The 20,107-nt window shown below is 30.9% G+C and carries 17 protein-coding genes; all 17 read right to left on the bottom strand.

The window, feature by feature from the left end; genetic code table 11:
• Position 1: 1 nt before the first annotated feature.
• Entirely contained in the window at positions 2 to 1,546 is a 1,545-nt protein-coding gene (locus EYD46_RS00190; protein ID WP_130935040.1) for a glycosyltransferase family 2 protein, read from the bottom strand.
• Positions 1,543 to 2,688 carry a glycosyltransferase family 4 protein gene (locus EYD46_RS00185; RefSeq protein WP_130935039.1) on the bottom strand — a complete coding sequence of 382 codons (1,146 nt, stop codon included), beginning with the start codon at positions 2,686 to 2,688 and terminating at the stop codon, positions 1,543 to 1,545. The genes EYD46_RS00190 and EYD46_RS00185 overlap by 4 nt, the downstream gene beginning before the upstream one ends.
• On the bottom strand, positions 2,689 to 3,906 hold the full coding sequence (locus EYD46_RS00180) for a hypothetical protein (protein ID WP_130935038.1): 1,218 nt from the start codon (positions 3,904 to 3,906) through the stop codon (positions 2,689 to 2,691).
• Positions 3,899 to 5,014: a dTDP-4-amino-4,6-dideoxygalactose transaminase gene (gene rffA, locus EYD46_RS00175; RefSeq protein WP_130935037.1), complete on the bottom strand. Its 1,116-nt coding sequence runs from the start codon at positions 5,012 to 5,014 to the stop codon at positions 3,899 to 3,901. The genes EYD46_RS00180 and rffA overlap by 8 nt, the downstream gene beginning before the upstream one ends.
• A 3-nt stretch (positions 5,015 to 5,017) precedes the next feature.
• Positions 5,018 to 5,821, bottom strand: coding sequence for an acyltransferase (locus tag EYD46_RS00170; protein WP_130935036.1), 804 nt, complete (start codon positions 5,819 to 5,821; stop codon positions 5,018 to 5,020).
• Positions 5,811 to 6,734, bottom strand: a complete 924-nt coding sequence (locus tag EYD46_RS00165; RefSeq protein ID WP_130935035.1) for a glycosyltransferase family 2 protein — start codon at positions 6,732 to 6,734, stop codon at positions 5,811 to 5,813. The genes EYD46_RS00170 and EYD46_RS00165 overlap by 11 nt, the downstream gene beginning before the upstream one ends.
• Positions 6,735 to 6,758: 24 nt before the next feature.
• On the bottom strand, positions 6,759 to 8,153 hold the full coding sequence (locus tag EYD46_RS00160; RefSeq protein WP_130935034.1) for a UDP-glycosyltransferase: 1,395 nt from the start codon (positions 8,151 to 8,153) through the stop codon (positions 6,759 to 6,761).
• A complete protein-coding gene (locus EYD46_RS00155) occupies positions 8,153 to 9,040 on the bottom strand; it encodes an N-acetylneuraminate synthase family protein (RefSeq protein ID WP_130935033.1) in 888 nt (295 codons plus the stop codon). Before EYD46_RS00155 ends, EYD46_RS00160 begins: the two co-directional genes overlap by 1 nt.
• Before the next feature lie 14 nt (positions 9,041 to 9,054).
• Entirely contained in the window at positions 9,055 to 10,209 is a 1,155-nt protein-coding gene (locus EYD46_RS00150) for an acylneuraminate cytidylyltransferase (protein ID WP_130935032.1), read from the bottom strand.
• Positions 10,210 to 10,355: 146 nt separating this feature from the next.
• Positions 10,356 to 11,819, bottom strand: a complete 1,464-nt coding sequence (locus EYD46_RS00145) for a hypothetical protein (RefSeq protein ID WP_130935031.1) — start codon at positions 11,817 to 11,819, stop codon at positions 10,356 to 10,358.
• 71 nt (positions 11,820 to 11,890) lie between these two features.
• Entirely contained in the window at positions 11,891 to 12,958 is a 1,068-nt protein-coding gene (locus tag EYD46_RS00140) for a glycosyltransferase family 2 protein (RefSeq protein ID WP_130935030.1), read from the bottom strand.
• Positions 12,955 to 14,109 (bottom strand): glycosyltransferase, encoded by a 1,155-nt coding sequence (locus EYD46_RS00135; RefSeq protein ID WP_130935029.1) that lies wholly within the window; start codon positions 14,107 to 14,109, stop codon positions 12,955 to 12,957. Before EYD46_RS00135 ends, EYD46_RS00140 begins: the two co-directional genes overlap by 4 nt.
• 27 nt (positions 14,110 to 14,136) lie before the next feature.
• Complete coding sequence (locus tag EYD46_RS00130; protein WP_130935028.1) at positions 14,137 to 15,168, bottom strand: glycosyltransferase family A protein; 1,032 nt, start codon at positions 15,166 to 15,168, stop codon at positions 14,137 to 14,139.
• Positions 15,169 to 15,438: 270 nt separating this feature from the next.
• Entirely contained in the window at positions 15,439 to 16,452 is a 1,014-nt protein-coding gene (locus EYD46_RS00125; protein ID WP_130935027.1) for a glycosyltransferase, read from the bottom strand.
• Between the two features lie 97 nt (positions 16,453 to 16,549).
• Positions 16,550 to 17,446, bottom strand: coding sequence for a hypothetical protein (locus EYD46_RS00120; protein WP_130935026.1), 897 nt, complete (start codon positions 17,444 to 17,446; stop codon positions 16,550 to 16,552).
• Positions 17,436 to 18,173, bottom strand: coding sequence for a class I SAM-dependent methyltransferase (locus EYD46_RS00115; RefSeq protein WP_130935025.1), 738 nt, complete (start codon positions 18,171 to 18,173; stop codon positions 17,436 to 17,438). The genes EYD46_RS00120 and EYD46_RS00115 overlap by 11 nt, the downstream gene beginning before the upstream one ends.
• The gene (gene asnB / locus EYD46_RS00110; RefSeq protein WP_130935024.1) at positions 18,174 to 19,940 is read right to left on the bottom strand and encodes an asparagine synthase (glutamine-hydrolyzing); all 1,767 of its coding nucleotides are present in this window, start codon (positions 19,938 to 19,940) and stop codon (positions 18,174 to 18,176) included.
• Between the last annotated feature and the right edge of the window lie 167 nt (positions 19,941 to 20,107).

The following is a 20,107-nucleotide window of genomic DNA, read 5'->3' as shown; positions in this document are numbered from 1 at the left end:
ACTACCCCTTTATTAAAATATTATACCAATATAAACTTCTTTCCCACTGCGCTTTAAACGCTTTGTAATACATTAATGGATTTTTTTTGTCTTGTTGTCTATAAAACTTCAAAAATAATAATAGTTTATAACCCTTTAATTGTATCTCAGTAAAGTATCTTTTTTTCAATAGCATAATTGGTGGAGAGGGTTTTGGCGGTATTGTATCAGATTCCCACAATTGTTTTACTTTTGTTCTGTATCCTCCAATAGGTGCTTTTAAATGTGTTATTAAAATATTAGGAAAAAACACCACTTCCTCTCCAATATTTCTTAATTGCATTCCAAAATCAGTGTCCTCTCCATAATTAAATTCATAATTATCATCAAAACGCACATAGTTTAGCAATTCACTTTTTACAATACTGTTCCCTGCTCCAAAAATAGACGTTTGGCTTGTTTTGAAAAACTGTTGCGTCTCACCTGGCTGAATATAAACTGTTGTCCCTACATTACTACCAACTGCTTCTAATCCTTTCATTAGAGATTCTAACATATCAGCTTGAAAACGGTTATCATCATCTCCCAAAAACACCCATTCACTTTTCACTTTAGACAACGCTAAATTTCTTGCATTACAAACCCCTGTTTGATGAATAAAATGATGTTCAATCTCAAAAGGCCATGTTTCAGCTTTCAAATACCGTAACTTTGATGTTGAATCTATATCTGGATTTTGTTCTATAATAATAATAGCTTTTGGCAATAAAGTCTGCTTTGAGAAATCTTTCAGAACATCATAGAGGTATTTTTCCCTTCCAATTGTTGGTATAACAACATCAAGACTCTTTTTAGTTACTGTTACTTTCGAAGACTTGATGCTTATATCGCTTAAATCAATATTTTGATGACTCGTTTTAACTATTAAAGCTTTTATAAATGAAATAAGAGGAAGTTTCTTCTCGAAAACAACCAAACAACACAGTAAAAAAAACATCCAAGAAAACTTGTAATACTGTTTTACAAATTTAAACAGTTCATACATAGAACACCTCAACTCTGTAATATTAGAGACTGGTAGGGCATTCAATAGTTTAGGCTCGGAATAACAAAATAGTCCATTTGGCATACCTTGTTTAGCTATTGCATTCAAAACACAAGAAAATCTTTCTTTTTTAATGTTTAATGTCTCAAAATATGGTATCACGCTTGTACGTACCCCTCCAACAAGAGAGCTTGAAATCCAAGTAGAATACCTCACTTTTTTATTTACTTTTATAAAATATGATTGTTCTACATAACCGATATAGTCTGGTAAAAATTCAATTTCTGAAGGGTTATAAGTAGCAAAAACCCTATTATGATGAAATATATTAGGTAATCCACTTAGATTTAAAAAAGGTTTAAAAGATACGTGACACCAAATTAATAATGTATCTGGGTAGCATTCTGCTATTTGAAAAAAAGTATAAATAATATTTTTATCAAAAGTGAAACCCTCTACAGGTTGTAATTTTACATCTAAAACCTCAACAACTTCCTGGTGATTATGTATTAAGATAATCATTTCAAAATACTTTTGTAGAAATTTATATTTTGCGCTGCGTTATCATGGATATTGAATACCTGTTCTACTTTTTGCCTAGCCATTTGCCCTATTTCAGCACATAGATTTTCATCATTCAAAAGAGCATTTATCTTTGCAGCATATTCGTTGATGTAACTTGGGTGTTCCAAAAAACCATCTACACCATCTTGAATAATTTCTTGCGCCCAGCCTATGCTAGTATTTACAACGGGCTTTTGCATGGCCATAGATTCTATGGTTACCATGCCTAATGTTTCAGCAAAAGAGGGAAATACACAAATATGGGCACTCTTAATAAAAGATTGTACTTCTATATAAGGGACTTTACCCAGATAGCTACTCGATTCTTTAGCTGGTTCAGAAAACAAACTTTCCATAAGTTTATACGTAGAACTGTTTCCCGTTTTAATATCAGGCGCATCACTTCCAATCATTAGAAGTTTAGCGGTAGGGTTAATTTCTATTACTTTATTGAAAATTTGTGCCAACTCCATGACACCTTTTTTCCTAATTATAGTTCCAATATAAAGTATAACACCTCTTTGGTATTTGTTAGGATTTTCATTTTTAAAATTCTCCAATCTTAATCCATAATGGATAGTCTTAATTTTCTTCTTGTTAAGCTTGAAAATTTCTGCTGTTTCTTTACCTGCAAAAGTGGTAGGTGCAATATAAGCATCGGCCTTTTGTAGTGCTAGCTTTTCAAACATGAAGTTTTTTAGCTTCTGTTTTCTGCCCTCAAGTTTACAAAAATAGGCATCACTGCCGTGAAACCTAATAACCAGAGGTCTTTTAAAAGTCATAAAAGCAGTAATTCCTGTCCAATCAGGAGCTTCAATAACATCAATTACCTCACGATCAACTATTTCATTTACAAGTTTTTGTATATGCTTTCTATAAAAATACCATTTAAACAATGGATATGATTTAGATTGAATTAAATGCAATTTAATTTGTCCATCATAAATGACTTTATTTTCTTTTTGCCCATAAATAAAAATAGTTACCACAACTCCTTTTTTGGTAAGTGCCAAAGCCAAGTTTTTTAAACTTGTAGCTATACCAGCTGAGCGGTTTACCTCAAGATGCGGATACTCCGATGTAATATAACCTATATGCATCTATATAATTTTATTTAACACTCTAAAACTTCCATATCCTACAAGGACAATAAAAATAAGATAATTGAAAACTAAATATTTTTCGGATAACTTTTTTTGATGTTCTAAGTTGGAAAACCATACTAATGATAACACGAACACCGGACTTAACCATCTTAGTTCCACATTAGAAATAATAATGAAGGAAAAGATTCCAATCATTAATATTACAATCACAGGCGTAAAACTCTTAAAATTCAGTTTTCTACTTTTTAACATTGAAATTATGGGCCAAATCAATAATAAAACAAGTACTCCTCCAAGTTGTCTAAACCCTAGAACCAAAGTATTCATAAAATCTTTAAAAAACTCTTTAAAGGTAAGCTCAAAATCGAAGAATAAAGCTTCCTTAATACCTCTGGGAAGTGATTCTTTTCCATATAAGGTTAAATAGTTCTCGGTTTCATTCCAAGTAGGATGGCTACCTTTTTCAAGTTTATTTTCATTAATAAGCAATTGTGCCAAATACTGCCTCTGTACCCAAGTAGCTGTAATAGATTGGGGTGGAGATTTCAAATCGTAAGATAGTCTTTTATGGCTAATTAACGATGGAATGTTGAAAAATAGAAACACAACCAAAATGATTAATGGTATTTTTAGCCTTAGTTGGAATTGCCATCGGTTTTGATAAATTAAATATAAAGCCATAACCACAACAGGGATATAAACCAGAGCTAATGCTCTTGTAAAAAAAGCCATTATTAATGCTGAAAAAGCCAAAGCACTATTAAACTTTTGGTATTCATAAAGAAAGATTAGTTCACTAAAAAAAATGATAAGACTTATGTTAAATAAAGTATCATTAGTACCATAAAAGAAAAAAATTGTAGTACACAAATAAAATAGTATCAGGCTTGCAAAGGATTTAGACAAAAAGTTTCTCCTTTTAAAATAGAATACCATTCCTAGAGTAAGTATTAGGCTTACTAACCTTAAAGCAATATGGTTTTGAAACAAAAACGTAAGTGGATATACCAATAGCATGTACGGAATGCAAATATTCTTTTTAATCGCTTTTATCCATCCATGAGTTTCAATATATTCTAAGTCAGAAATAAAAAGTAGCTCATCACCTCGTCCTGCTGGAATTTGGAAGATATATATAGCTGTAAAAAACGCATAAATAATGGTAAGGACTCCAAAAATCCATTTTAAATATAGTAGTACCCTATTATTCATTATATAGGATTAATTTATTTACTACCTGTTCAGGTTTTAATTCATAAAACATAGGAAGCCTCAATAATCTATCTGTGTATTTATCACTTTGCTCTAATACTCTTCCATCATGCTTTTTGTGATAAAACTCACTTTTATGCAAACCTAGATAATGGAAAACCGCCAAGACTCCATGGAGTTTCAGGTGGGCAATAATATTATTTCTTTGTTCTATTGACTCACATAAGATATAAAACAAATGACCATTATTGGTTTCGTTTTGAGGCTTGGGTATTATCTGGATTTTGTTCCTCTGCGTCCAAACTTTTAAATTTTCATGATAATACTTCCAGTGTTTTATCCTTGTGGTCTGAATATCTTCAATATTTTCAATTTGAGCCCATAAAAAAGCGGCTATGATTTCTGAAGGTAAAAATGATGATCCTGTGTCTACCCACCCATATTTGTTTACTTCTCCTCGAAAAAATTCTGCTCTGTTAGTTCCTTTTTCCCAAATAATTTCAGCTCTACTAACAAATCTATCATCATTTATCACTAATAAACCTCCCTCTCCTGAAATTATATTTTTTGTTTCGTGAAAGGAAAAAGTAGCCATATGCCCAATGCTGCCCAAATATTCTCCTTTATATTTTGAACAAATAGCCTGTGCAGCATCTTCGATGATTATTAGATTATGTTTATCTGCAATTGCCATTATAGTATCCATATCACAAGCTACACCCGCATAGTGTACGACTACAATGGCTTTAGTTCTCTTTGTAATCAAGCATTCAATTTTGGCAGTATCAATATTAGGGGTTTTCTCTTCGGAATCTGCAAAAATTATTTTTGCGCCTTGCCTAATAAACGCAAGTGCAGAAGACACAAAAGTATAACTTGGCACAATAACCTCATCCTCTTCATTAATATCAGCTAAGATGGCACACATTTCCAAAGCATCTGTACAAGAAGTCGTTAACAATGCCTTTTTAAAACCAAATTTAGATTCAAAATAAGTTTGACATTTTTTTGTATAATAACCATTTCCCGAGATCATACCTCGGTCTACAGCATCCTTAATATAAGATGTTTCTTTTCCAGTAAAATATGGCTTATTAAAAGGAATCATAAACTATATTTCCATCGAAATAGGTATAAATTTTGCTTTCTCAGGTAATAAAAATTTCATGAACTCAATTTCCTCGTCAGTTCCTCTTTTTGTATAGGTTCTATCTTTAACATTAAAGAATGACAACTTCAGATTATCTAATTCGATAGCTGAGCTGTCCTTAACTATTTTAATCGTTTTGGAATTGCTATTCCATGCTTTAAGATAAGTCTTCATTTTTTCAAATTTAGTATCAACTGATGTTTCGTTGAATTGGCACCCTACTTTATCACTAATTGATTTGGCTGGCGAACCTGCATAAATTTGGTTGTATTCCATATCCTTAGTTACTACAGAGCCCACAAGAGCCATTGATTTATCTGCAGCGGTAATTGGAGATACTATACAATGACCTACAAACCAAACATCATTGCCTATTACCATAGGTTTCTCTGATAAAAATCTACACCCTTCTAAGGTATCACCATACTTAACATGGCTCCAAATTTGGGAATGCGCACCAATACCACAATTGTTGCCAATGGTTGTACCTCCAATAGAATCTATAATTGAATATTGGCCAATCCATGCATTATGCCCAATTTTACAAGGTAAATAACCATGTACATTTGTATGATGATGCAATTTAGAATAATCGCCTAAACTAAAATCATCACAAATAATTTGAACGTTCTTTCCTATGTAGCAATTATCTCCTATTATGATTTTAGAAGCATTTCCATTTACTCCCCTTAATACGGCTGACTCCTCAATTAAAGTATTTTTCCCGATGGAAATTTCATCTGCATGTATATTTCTATATTTCATTGTTGATTATTTTATCAATGATAAACGGAGGTCTATTTTTAGTCTGATCAAATATTTTACCTATATATATACCAACTACTCCTATGATGGTAATAATCACTCCAGACAGAAACCATATAGAAACAATTAAAGAACTATACCCAAGTACTGTTATGTCTCCATTGAGATACTTGTAAATAGTATACAAGCCCATTATGAATGCTAAGACAGAAGTAAATATTCCAAATTTCACAAAAATCTTTAATGGTTTGTTAGAAAATGAGATTATGGTATTAAATGCCAAACTTATTAATTTAGCATGAGTATAAGTAGTCTTACCTGAATCCCTTTGTCCATGCTCAACATTAACAGCAGTAGACCTGTAACCAACCCAATTCATAAATAGCGGAAAAGATTTTATATAGTCATTCATATTCAAAACATCTTTAATCACTTGACGTCGATATATTCCAAAATTGGCAATAGAACTATTAAAATCAGCATCGGTTAGATACACGTAAACCATTGAAAAAAAGTTAGAAAACAATTTCTTTAAAAAGGGATCTTTTCGTTTTTCACGCTTTGCTAATACTATGTCATAACCTTGTTTGGCTTTCTCATATAGTTTAACAACCTCTTTTGGTTTATCTTGCATATCACAATCTAAGACTACGATCCACTCGCCTTTTGCATGTGATAAACCTGCCATAATTGCTGGATGTTGCCCGAAATTTTTACTCAACCTAATACTCTTAACATACTTTTTTTCTATGGAAAGTGCTTTCATAACCTTCCAACTGTTATCGGGGCTCCTATCGTCAACCAAAACAATCTCGTATGGTTGACCTATATCATCCATTACCTTATCTATTTCTATCACTAACTTATCCAAAATAAGTTCGGCTCTATAAACTGGACTAACAAATGAAATCATTCTTTTACTATAATCCACAAGGTCTTAATTTAACAGTTTCTTTATCCGATTCCAGATAATCTTCGATGCGTCTTTTGGTTTATTCCCAACCACAATTTTATACCATTCACAACCTTCAGGTACATTGGATAGTTTACCATCAATAATATTTTGCACCAAATTTTCTAAGGTACTTTTATCTTCGCAAAACACTACTGCTTTTTTACTGGGCATGCTTCTAAAATGTACATAATTATAATTTTGTCCTATATCACGAATGCCTTTTCTTAACTGCGGCTGCTCATAATTATAATAGATACAAGGTTTACCATGCGCTATAAAATCAAATACTGTTGAAGAACAAACATTAGTAACCATTTCAGAGTGTTCACATACATTGTAGAGCATTTTAAAATCAGCTTTCTCTGGTAAAATTTCATTCCATCTATTTCCTACTTTATTCCATATAGGGTCTAATTTAACAATAATATCCTTGTAATCTTCTACAACTTTATCGTATCTATCTGTAAAATCAACAGGGCACTTCCTATAAAGAACTCCTAAATTGTAACCTTTTAAATTTAAACTCCTTACAACTTTTGCTAAATCTTCTAAATAATATTGATCTAAAGGGGAAGTAGTTTCGTCATCGCCAGAAAAACAGATGTATTTTTTATTTATGTCTAACCCATACTGATCAAAAAACTCTTGCCTTGTCAATGCTAAGGAATTATCATAATGCGGTTCAAATTGTGGTGTACCAGTAACAAATATCTGATCTGTTTTCACAGATGGATAATATTGTAAAACTTGAGCTTTCATCAAATCGCTCCAAACAAAATAGTAATCTGTCTCTACTACCTGCATTGCCTTGGGGACATTATCCCATGAATAAATAAAAGACACTGTTGGAATCCCTAAATCTTTAGCGGCTAATAACGCACTTATAGATTGTGTAGCGCGTTGGGTTGTACAGAAAATCAAATCGGGGCTATGTTTCTCTAATTGCTCCTTACAATACTGATATTTATGGTTATTCCGTTCTAATACATTTATTTTTTTCCGGATACGTTTCACTCCTGCTTCTGAAGAATTTAATCCAATTAGAAGAGATATATAAACACTTTTAAAACTGTTTTTCAAGCCCTTGTAATTCAGTGGAAACTTATAAGTAGCATATACACTATCGTTAAACCTTTTTTGGGAAACGTTAAGTTCAATTCGCTTTCTAACCCTAGAATAAATTGATGTCATTGGGTTGGTGTTATGGTTTTCAATCTTTAACTCCTTAAACCCTAAATTCCTCTCCAAGGAAAAAACGGTATTGTTCCAATATGTAATATCGAAACCCATTTTTTCGCCAATGTTCTTAAAATCAGTAAAAGCAAAGTTTCTCAACCCGACACCATCTGGAAAGAAAACAAAAACTTTCTTCTTCATTAATTATCCAAATTAACTTTTTTGTTTTTTAATTTGTCTCGTTGAATTTGTTCTATTGGCAGAATATCTTGAGACTTATAACTAAGTGATTTATAGACAGCATCTAAGTCTCGTGAAAGCTTCCTTAAACCCATAGGCTCAAGAGATGCAGCATGATCTGTTCCCTTCCATGTACGATCTAGTGTATAATGACGCTCAACAATATTAGCTCCAAGTGTGTAAGCGGCAACATCCACAGCAATACCCAAATGATGGCCTGAAAACCCTATATGTTTCACGACATTCCCATATTTTTCCTTAAGATGTAAAATATCTAAAAGGCACACATCATTAAAAGGTACTGGATAGCCCGAAGTACAATTATAAAGCACCAAATCTTTTGTCCTTTCATGCATCTTAAAGACTTTTACCAAATCCTCGATTTCATCTTTAGAAGTCATTCCTGTAGAAATGTGAATTTCTCCACCATAGTTTTTGCACAACCATGAAAGCATATCGTTATTGTTATTACAAGCCGATGGGATTTTAATAAACTCTGGTTGTAACGATGCAATTTCCTTAGCTGAAGTTAAATCCCAAACTGAAGTAGCATAAGTAATATCAATATCTCTGCAGTAAGCTTTTAATTCTTCATGTTGCTCCAAATTGAATTCCAGATATTCTCGATGCTTACCATAGGTATTACCATATGAGTTTGCTGGATTCGGGTGTGGGTTGTTATATTGCTCTTCTGTTAGCAGTTCCTTGTTATTTCTCTTTTGAAATTTTACAGCATCCACATTACAAAATATCTTGGCTACTTTAATTAGTTCCTTAGCTACGTCCATATTACCTTTATGGTTACACCCAATTTCGGCAATTATGTAAGGGCTTTTATAAATACTCATAGTTTTAGTTCCTTCTAAAATCTCTTATTATAATTGTAAATAAATTTACTTGCCTCTCGTATAGCTCCTGCTCCCGATGGTTTTGTCAATACAAAATCAGCATGCATTTTCACAATATCTGTAGCATTATTTGGAGCCATAGACCAACCTACACTACATATATTTGTTAAATCATTAACATCATCGCCTACGTAGGCTATATTATTTATTCCTACATTCTCCTTTTCTGTAAACTCTCTTAATCTTGAATATTTATCCTTAACACCAAGAAAAACATGATTTATCTTGAGTTTTTCCATGCGTTTCAACACTAATTCCGATTGTTCTGAAGTCATTACAACTACATCTACCCCAAACTGCCTTAAAATCTCAAGCCCCATACCATCTCGCATATCAAAGCTTTTAGTATGTTCTCCTTCTCTTGTATACGTAATTTCTCCATTGGTAAAGACTCCGTCTACATCCAATACTAAATGAGTTATTTTTTTTGATATTTTATTTCGTTTTTGTCGTTCAATTAACAATTGCTCAACAGCAGTCCAATCTCTTTCGGTATCAATTTCAATAAGACTTTCTTCTTCCATTTTTACTATTGCTACATGTTTACCAATTCTGTTTTGGTGTACCTTTAATGCTTCTCTCGTAATAGTATATACAGCACCATTCTCTACTAAAATACCTTTAAAATCTTGTCGTCTAGGTCTATGTTTAGGATCGTAATTAGTTGGTTTTCCATTTTCGTTCCATAAAAAACGATGAGTGTTTACAACTGTTAATACAGAATCACAACTATCATTTAATTTTGCTATACATCTATTGATATCATTACTTGTGGTAAACGGAGAGGTAGCCTGAAGTAAGCAAAACACTTCAAAATCAAAGTTGATACTATTACAATACTCCAATATGGCCATTTCGGTAGAAGCTGTATCTGTAGCACTTTCAGGGCTTCTTAAAACAGGTTTTACCTTTCTTGTCCAAGTATATTCTTCCAAAATAAAATCGATAATCCACTGATCATCAGTGAATACAATTATTTCATCCAAATTAGAAAATATTGCCTCTCCCAGCACCCAAGTAAACAATGGTCTACCTACCATTTTCCGTTTGTTTTTATTCAAAACACCTCGAGAGCCTTTTCGTAAAGGTATAAAACCAATTTTCTTCATTTTAAAGGTTATAGATTTTTGCTAAAATACATTTTTAAACGATGAAACAACAAAAAAGGGTAAAAGGAACTTTATGTTTTAATTGACAAATATTAGTTGAAAGCATACGTAATTTTAATCATCAATTTATTTTTTATCTTTCTTTTCTAAGATAATGGGTTATATATTTCTATGTTCTCTTTTTCAAAATCTATTAATTTGAGTTCCTTAATTAGTAACTTTATCTGTTTTTCAAAATTTGAGATATCTTTATTTATATAAAATACAATTTGATTATCAATATATTGCGTAAACATTTCTTTTCCTACTTCATTAATGAGAACAGTTGGCACGCCAAGTTGTACTGCCTCAATTAAACAACCAGAGTAATTTGTAATATGAACGAAAGAAGATGCCAATGATTGAGGCAAGGGGCTAGAAAATGCATTTTCTACAATTACTTTATGCTGAATCTTATTTATTGCCAATACGTCTTTCAATTCTTCTAAATCCAAATTATTACGGGGGTGTAATCGTAATACCCATACAAAGTCCATTTCATTTATCAAAGAAATGATTTTTGGAGTAATTAAATCCGAAATCGTAAAAGGATAAGTTTGCAAACTGTAAATAATTTTATTTTTACTATCATTATATACACTTCCAACCTTATTAATCCAGTAGCCTAAAAAGGGCTGACCTACTTTTTTTGCTTTAATGGTCGATGTACTCTTTGCCCATTCTTCAATACTTATTTTTGAGGCTTCGTCCCAATTCCAAAATTCTTTTGGCATTGTATTAAAGCCCTTGGACGGTATTTTATTCCAAGCCGTATAAGCAAGATGAATGTTTGTTTGAGGGCCATGTTGGAAATCGATAGTTTTTATATGCATCTCATTAGCCTCAATCAATGCGGCATATAAATCGTCTAGACCATAGTAGCCAAGAAAAATAATTTTTTCTGGCCTAATCCTTTTATAAAGTCTTCTAAAAAAGCTCCTTCTTCGGTTAATTTTATTAGCCCATTTTATCAAATCTAAAGTTCTGATTTTAAGCGTATCTAAATCAGCATTCAATCCCTTCAAGTCATCATAAAAGTCATCATAACCGTACAAATGGATTTCATTTTTTGTCCTGTTAAAAAAGCTATTTATTTTCACTTTAGACTTATAGTGGTTTAAATATTTCCGTAAAGGAATTACTGCTTTTTGGTTGTATAACAAATTATCAACCTTTTGATATTCTGCAACATACACTTCATCCTGTAAGTTATGATAGTCAATCATAGCATCATAAAATCTATTAAAATAAAGACCATCTTGAAATACTCTATGAATGTGGGAACCAAAAAAGATAATTTTTTTGTGTTTTATTTTTGAGAAGAAAAAATACAGAGCAACAATTGCTTTTGAAACAGAAACTATTCTATAAATTATTCTATTTTTCGAACTTTTTTTACTGCTATTACCTTTAGCTTGAACGTTAGTTTTATTCATCAATACCAACATATGGATGTAAAGCTTTATTCTAATGTAAGGCCAAATATCAATACCATTAACTTGCCAACTATCTACTGTATACTTTTTTTCTAAACTTAAAATATCATCCTTTATTTTTTGCTGGGTAAACATCAATTTCTTTTTTCGTCAATAATCTTTTCTAAGTGAAAAGCAACCCTTTTAGATAGCTCTTATTTAAATTATTAAAGTTTTATTTTCAAGGATATAATCTTACTTTTTTTATCGAAGCTATACTTATAGGCTTTATCCCTCAAATTCATGATAATGATTTCTAATAGAGTATCATTTACTTCTTGCATATTTAAAAAACTCATTGTTTTTTTCCCAACTAACTTTTTTATAATGTACTTAAATGATCTGTAAGACTTGTGAGGATTTATTTTAACCGTAATAACTGCTTTTTTTGAAATTAATAACACGTTATTGATAAAAGCTTTGACTTCTGACTCCTTATTGGTTATGGAATAGTTGAAATCAGAAGTATTTAAAGCTTCATAATCTGATTCGCAGTACTTACCCCAACCAAATCTCAAATTGGCCTTTATTTTGTTTGTTGTACTTACCAATTTTAGATACTCGCTATTAATCTCTTCTAGTTTTGAATGGTATGGTGCTTTACTCTCCTTAGTCCTGTAAAACTTTTCATGCCATTGATGTAGCATCAAAATATTTTCTGTATAGTAATATATGGGTACTCCAGAGTTTTTCATTCTTGTATGTACATCTGTATCTTCACTTCCCCATCCATTATAAAATTCATCGTACCCATTAATGGATTTCAACACTTTAGTTGGGTACAAAGTCATACCTGTAGCTTCTTTCTTTGATTTAAATCCTATTTTGTAATTATTAAATTCCTTATCAGCAGTAGATTCTTCTTTATTTAAAAAACCTACTTGAAAATAAGTTATTTCATTTTCATCTTTTAATTGATATAAAACTTCTATAAAATCTGAACGAAAAATCATGTCCACATCTCCTATAAACACAAAAGGATTTTGACACTGTTTTAAAGCTATGTTTATAGCCCTAGATTTACACCACAATTGTCGCTGAGTCTCACAAGTAATTAGTTCAGTATTAACATAACTTTTTAGTAGATTCCCAAGAGATGTTTTTATAAGGTTTCGACTGCCATAATCTACAATTACTATATTAAAATCTTTACATGTTTGAGATGATAAACTTCTCAAGCATCTGTCTAAAATCTTAAGTTCACGATTCCTATATGTTAAAATAACAGTAATCAACTAACTAAGGTTTTAAGTTCTTTTTCAACATAATTATATGCTTTGAGCACATTTTCTTTAATAACATTATACTCTAATTTAACCTGAAGTTTTAAATTATACTCATGTGCCTGACACAACATTTTTTTATTTTTTAATACTTTTACTATGGTTGTAGAAATTTCATCAACGTCATCATAGTTATGTATTAGCATCCCATTTTTTCCATTATTTATGACTTCTTCAGTTACACCTCCTGGATTTGATTGAATTGGAAACACACCCATAATAATTGCCTCTAGCAAAGTATTTGGCATACCATCACTATTACTATTACCAATATAGATTAAAGATTTCCCCATTAATTTCAATACTTGTATGTGGGTTAAAAGTTTCCTCTTAGAATGAACGCTTATATCCAGCTCTTTTAAATCAACATCGTTTTTAATAAAAGATTCAACTTCTGGATCTGCCCCAAACACTACTAGCTCATATGGCATTAAAACATCAATATTTTTCCTTATGGCCTTTAAAACTTCAATAGCTCTACCAGACCTGCCTTGATAACCTTTTATCAATATGGTATTCCTCTCATAAAGTGGTAAGATATAGGATTGTATTTTATCAATATGAAACCCCCCTCCTCCTGGAAATGCTCCCAAAAACTTATTTGAAAACCCAAGATTCCTAGCTATTCTAGAATCTCTTTCATTGTCAGTAAATAAGTAATTTACTTTTCCAAGTACTTTTATTATATCTTCCCTATACTTAGGTAAGTTTTTGAAAAAATACAAATCACTACCCCATGATGAATAAATCCATTTAATAGTATTATGTTTTAACATAACATTATAGATAGGAACAGCACATTTGTATAATACAAAGCTCTGCACTACATCCGGTTTTACTTTTTCAAGTAGTTTTTCGAATTCTTTCTCTTGATTATTTTCTAAAAGCTTATGCAAAGCAGGAAAATACTTTTTCACAAAGAACCTGCCTTTAAAATTTCCTATTTTATATTTCCAATCGGTATGTTGCTCGACCCAATCTAACTCTTCAATATAACCTCCGTTAAGAATATCAAACCAATACACATCATAACCCGCTCCCTTTAACTGTGAAGTCCAGCGTTTAAAATGAATTGAAGGCATTGCTACTAGAAGAATCTTCATATGGTACACTTTTAGATATTAATGGTATTAATTATCAAAAAAATAATTTAACTTATTTACTTCTAAACCTTTCCACCTGTAAAAAAGTTTTAATAAACATCTACTAAGAAATAATTTTGAAAATACTTTTTGCGTAATAAAATACCTAATCTTATTAGGTTTTAATTTTTTAAACTTTAAATCAAAATTATTTTTTCTCTTAACTTCTGTGAGGTTTTCATAAATTTCACTTAGCCATGGTTCAATAGTATTACCTATATGATAAGCATAATTTTCTTGAGTGGCCAGACGGTATCCATCACATTTTATAGTGGGTTCATCCAAATATAATTTTTCACTATCCCCTCCTAATGCGTAAATTGAGTTTTTATCGGGCATTGCTTTAAACACTTCTGTTTTATATGTAACTGCCATGTGATTACAGCCTACAACAGCCTTTGTTCCATTATCAGACTCGATCGTTAGAATAACATCCTTATATTTTTTATCCAGCCATGGCCAGCCGATACTTTTAGCAAATTTTGTCATAGCGTCAGGGTCAATAACATTTTCAAACCTAAATTTGGACGAAAAAAAATAATCCCACCAAATATTTAACGTTTTTGTTTTTTGATTACCAAATAAAGGAACTGGAGAAACTGCTGCTGCTTTTGGGAATGCTGTGAAAACATCAAAAACAGCATCTTCCCATCTATCTAGAAATAGTACATCTGCATCAGTAATAGTTACAAGACGCTCTTCTGTTGTTCTTAAAACTTTTAAAATTGCATTTACTTTTCCTATATTTTCCTTTACTAAAACTAAATCATCAATTAGTTTTTCATTATACAATGTTTGAAGTTTTTCCTCTACACTACCACATGATCCATTACTTACTACAGAAATTTTTAGCTCCGTACTTGAGGTCTTTAATAAAGAGAGTAGGCAATATTTAAAGGATTTGAAGGATTCTTGATAATATCCTTCTTCCTTTGGGATATATAAGGGAATTATGACTCTATGGGCTTTTCTTTTAAAGTCTATTTTTTTTTCCTTTGCCAGATTATCTCCCGATCTCATAATTAATCATTTGTAAATTAACATAAAAATTCCATCATGAATATTAGCTGTTTTTTTATACAAAACTCATCAAAAAAGTTCCTGCAATTTAACAAAAAACCTAACCTAGAAAATAAATTTTATATATTTTATTATGCAGATAAATTTACTTACATGAAAAACAAGTTAATTCCTTATTAAATCTTATCCTTTCAAAAAACGATACTCTTACATAAGTTAATTCAATCATTATAAAAAAATTAGAGTGAAAGCAAAACTCAAATGACTTTATTATGAATTATTAAATATATGCTCTAATTTTAAAACATATTTTTCAACTCCAAACTCATCTTCAATACGTTTTTTATTATACATACCTTCAAACTCACGCTTCTTATTACTATTAATTAAAATCTCTAATTTTTTGTTTAGTTCTTGTTTGTTATTCTCAATTAAAAACTCACTCTTATTCCCTAAAAGTAAGGTATTACTACTATGATTGGTACAAATAATTGGCAAACCATAATACATATATTCCATGACACTATTTGACATACCTTCTTTTTCTGACACTAAAACCCCAATATCAAATTTTGGCAACTCTCTTTCAGGCGTAGAGTTGTGTATAAAGGCAACCTTAGCTGTAAGCTGGTTGTTCTCAACAAATGTTTTTAATTTCTTTATTCTACCTTTATTACTGGTATTACCTACCAAATGGAGTTTTATGTTTGGATATTTTTTTAACAGTTCCACAAAGCTCTGCAAAAGTAACTCATGTAACTTTTCCTCTCTAAAATGAGCCAACATCCCCACAACTATTTCTTTTTTGGAATTTTGTTTAATTTTAATCTCATTTTGGGAAATAGCTAAAAAATTTGGTAAAAAATATATATTACTACTACTTATTTTAAAATTATTTTTCATATCTCCAATAGCCTCTTTGGAATTGACCAAGAAAAATTTGGTTTTTGAAACAGCATTCTTTTCTAACTTGTTTTTTCTAAAACATTCGATTCCCCTATTATTCCAAAATGCAACCTTAGCACCAGAAATACGCCTACAATAAGCTGCTATTATAGATGGTCCATTTAAATATGGAATAATAATATCAGGGTTGTGTTTCCTTAACTTTAATGCGAAAAGTAACAATTTTGTTCTAATCTTTAAATACTTAAAACTAGAACCAGAGGCAAGAGGATTTTGCACTCTAAATATTTTATCCAGTTTGTACCAGTTAGCTAAATCTTTGAATTGAGGGGAAATTTCATTATCGATATAGGCATATATAAAAACTTTGCAATTCATAATGTTTTGTAAATAGCTGGCCAAGGCTAGAGCCTGTCTCTCTGCACCTCCTAATTTTAAGGATTTCAGAATAATAATCACATTACTATTTTCAAATCTAAACCCCACTCTTTTTTACAACTTTTGCAACTTTAATTTTTATTTTATCTAATAAGTTAACCTTGTTATCTTTCTTAAGCATACCATTATCATCTACATGTAGTAAGTTTTTAGTTTTCGCCAATGTTTCCTCTGCTAAAAAAAAATATTCTTTAAAAACCTGATCATCTATTTCTAAAGTTTTCTCTTCTATATTAAAATCAGCGTAAAATGTATTGTATTTTTCATCAAAAAAATGCTTATCAACATAAACATCTCCTTTATAGGTTAAGCCATCTGCAAGACCTTTTAGAGCATATATAAAATCATTGTCAATTAGTATACGATCTTTCCAAGTATCTAAAAAACGTTTCAGTTGTGTTTTATGTTTTTTAGCATGTAAAAAAAACTTTCTATAAATATCTCTTTTGCTTTGTTCAAAATCATGCAACCCAAAATAGGTTTTATCTACATAATACCCATAACCTAACTTTTGCATTTCCACATATATACTAGACTCTGGTCTTAAGTTAGAATCCTTGTGAGGTAGGTATGTTATTGCCTGCTCTAATAGGGAGGTTCTGTAAAGATGAGGCCCTCCTGTTCTAAAACCATTAAAAAACTTATCATAAACCCATCCCTGATATATAAAATAATTACCTTTCAATTTTGAAAACGCATCTACCATTGATCTTACTGCATTTTCTGAGAGAATTAAATCTGCATCTACCGATAATGTCCATGGAAGGTTTTGATTAATTCCTATCTCAAAATTGGCTCTTACAGCTTCACTAAAAGGGGTCTTGTTTACAACAAAAATATTATCTTCTGAGACCTGTCCTGCAATGGCATTATAACAAGCTTTGCTTGTTCTCTCTCCAACCGACCTTATAACAACAGTAACATTATTTAACATAGTTTTTAAGCTTCTTCCTCAATTTTTGAAAAATTGAAACCTTATTTAATGATTTCATATATACCTTATTATCAATTGCATGACAACCTACCCAATTTTGAAATCCATTATCAGATTGTACTGGATCTTCATAATAACTATTTTTATTAGTTATGTGCTTCCATTTTTCAGGTTTTTTTGAAGCTACACAAAACAAATATACCGATGCATTTCTATGTGAATTAAAAGTGCATGTAATCATTTTCATTCCATTAACTTCAAAAAGCTTCTCCATAGTTACAGGTGTAAAACGCCAGTAATCTCCATAATCCCCATGCATTACTTGTAAGAAAGGCACAACAACAATTACTATGTCTTTTGTTAACAAACATAAATTTTTTATTGCCTTACGGACTTCAAATATGTGCTCTAAAACCGTATGATTAAACACCGTATCAAACTTACCTATTAGTTCTTTTGTTAAATCAGCTTCCAAATCCAAAAAAATCTCATTGTCAAGCCCCTGAAAACCTTTGGCTTCACGCTTATAGTTTGTAATAGTGTAAGATGAAGCTGATGTAAAATAATCTTTATAGAACCCTCCCTCTTTATCAATATCTTTCCATCCACTTACATTAACTACATTACCTTCAAATAAATGAGCTATTTTCTTTAGTTCTCTATTACTCCATACTCTGGGTAATCTAAATACTCTATCTATATTATTATAGTACTCTTCTTGATTCATTTAACCGTAATTTTCAAACCAAAATTCTAACATCAGCAAGTGGAATTTCACCAAAGTATCTGCTTCTTTTATTCTGCTAAAATCAATAAGACCCATTTTATTTAAATGTCCATTTTTCATCATATCATCATAGGCTGTATCAAAAATTTTATTTAAAAATTGAAAACTGAATCCATATTTTGGCATTTTAAAAACTTCATTTGGAACTTTTTTTTCAAGATAATGTTTTAGAATGAATTTTTTTTCATTCTGCTTGTGATAACATTTTGTATTTAGGCTATAGATATATTCAAATAATTTATGATCTAAAAACGGCACTCTTACTTCTAATGAGTTTGCCATACTGGATCTATCTGCCCTAGTTAGACTCGGTTGAGGTATAAAAGTTTTGAGGTTTAAATATTGAGAATCTTTGATAGCATCTCCCGTATTTGTATAATGATAATCAAAATACCAAAGCCCTCTTTTAAGTATATTATCTTTTAAATCAGGCATTAAACAGTTCAAATCACTATTAAAAACACCTGTCATCCAAGAGTTATATCTTGACACAAACTCCTTTTTTCTTCCTCTAATCATTCGTTTTAGTACTGCTTTTGGAGTACAAGAATTTATATGGTTGTATAAATCAATATCCCAATTATAACCTCCAAAAAGTTCATCACCACCATCTCCAACAAGAGCTACCTTATTTGTTTGCGAAGCCAATTTGGAGGTATAATAATATGTCAGCATTGATGAAATCGCATAAGGTTCATCATAATAATAGGATATATTTTTAAGTTCCTTCAAATAATTTTCTTTTGCCCCTAACAAAAATTCTCTATGATTAGTATTAAAAGCTTTAGCAGCAATTGATGCTATTCTATGCTCGCTTCTATTAGAGTTTTCAAAACCTAGCGAAAAAGTATTTGGACTACATCCAAGAACATCAGCTTGCATCAAAACTGTTGAAGAATCGTATCCTCCACTTAAAAATAGACCAACGGGCACATCGCTGACTAAATGTTCTTCTACAGATTGTTTTATTAATGCATTGGTTTTTACTAAAACCTCTTCTATACTTTCTATATTATGCGCAATACTTAACGACCAATATTTCTCAGTATAAAAAGTATGATTATCTATACTGTAAACCATGTAAGTAGCTGGAGAAAGCTTTTTAAAATGTTTCCATATACAATTAGGGTTAGGTACATATGAATAAATAAAAAAATCTGCTAAGGCATCTTCATCTATTTCTTTTTTAATAGTATGGTCTTTATTCAAAGCTTTTAACTCTGAAGCAAAAGCAAACTGTTTGTCATCATAATAATAATATAATGGTTTAATACCAAACCTATCTTTGGCAATGTATATGTTTTTTGTTTTTTTATCCCATATAGCAAAAGCAAACATGCCCTTAATCTTTACAAGCAATTCCTCTATGCCCCACTCCTTAAAGCCATAAATCAAAACCTCTGTATCTGTGCTTGAGTTAAAACGGTATCCCTTTTTAATTAACGCTTCTCTTAAAAACTTATAGTTATATATTTCTCCGTTAAATGTAATCAAAATGTCTTTCTCATTTGAGTACATGGGTTGCTTTCCTTTATCGGATAAATCTATAATGGATAAACGCCTATGCCCAAAAACAGCTTTGTTTTCATAAAAAAGTTCTGTGCCATAACCATCTGGACCTCTGTGAAATAATGTATCTCGCATGGTATTGAATATCTCCAATGATATTTGTTGGTTAACCTTAATTTGACCTAATATACCACACATTTTCTAGTTTCATTTTAAATTAATCCAAATAACTTCTTTACGTAAATATTTATTTTACAAATTTCGTTTACAAAACTTAAATCATTGAAGGTTAAAGACTAAATTCCTTATAAGAACACATAAATCAATTGAGAGATTACATAATACTTATATTGCGATTTTCTGTT

This window comes from Hyunsoonleella pacifica, assembly GCF_004310335.1.
In the GTDB taxonomy this organism is placed as follows: Bacteria; Bacteroidota; Bacteroidia; order Flavobacteriales; family Flavobacteriaceae; genus Jejuia; species Jejuia pacifica.
Note: the sequence above shows the minus strand (reverse complement) of the source record. Positions and strands in the feature narration are given on the sequence as shown.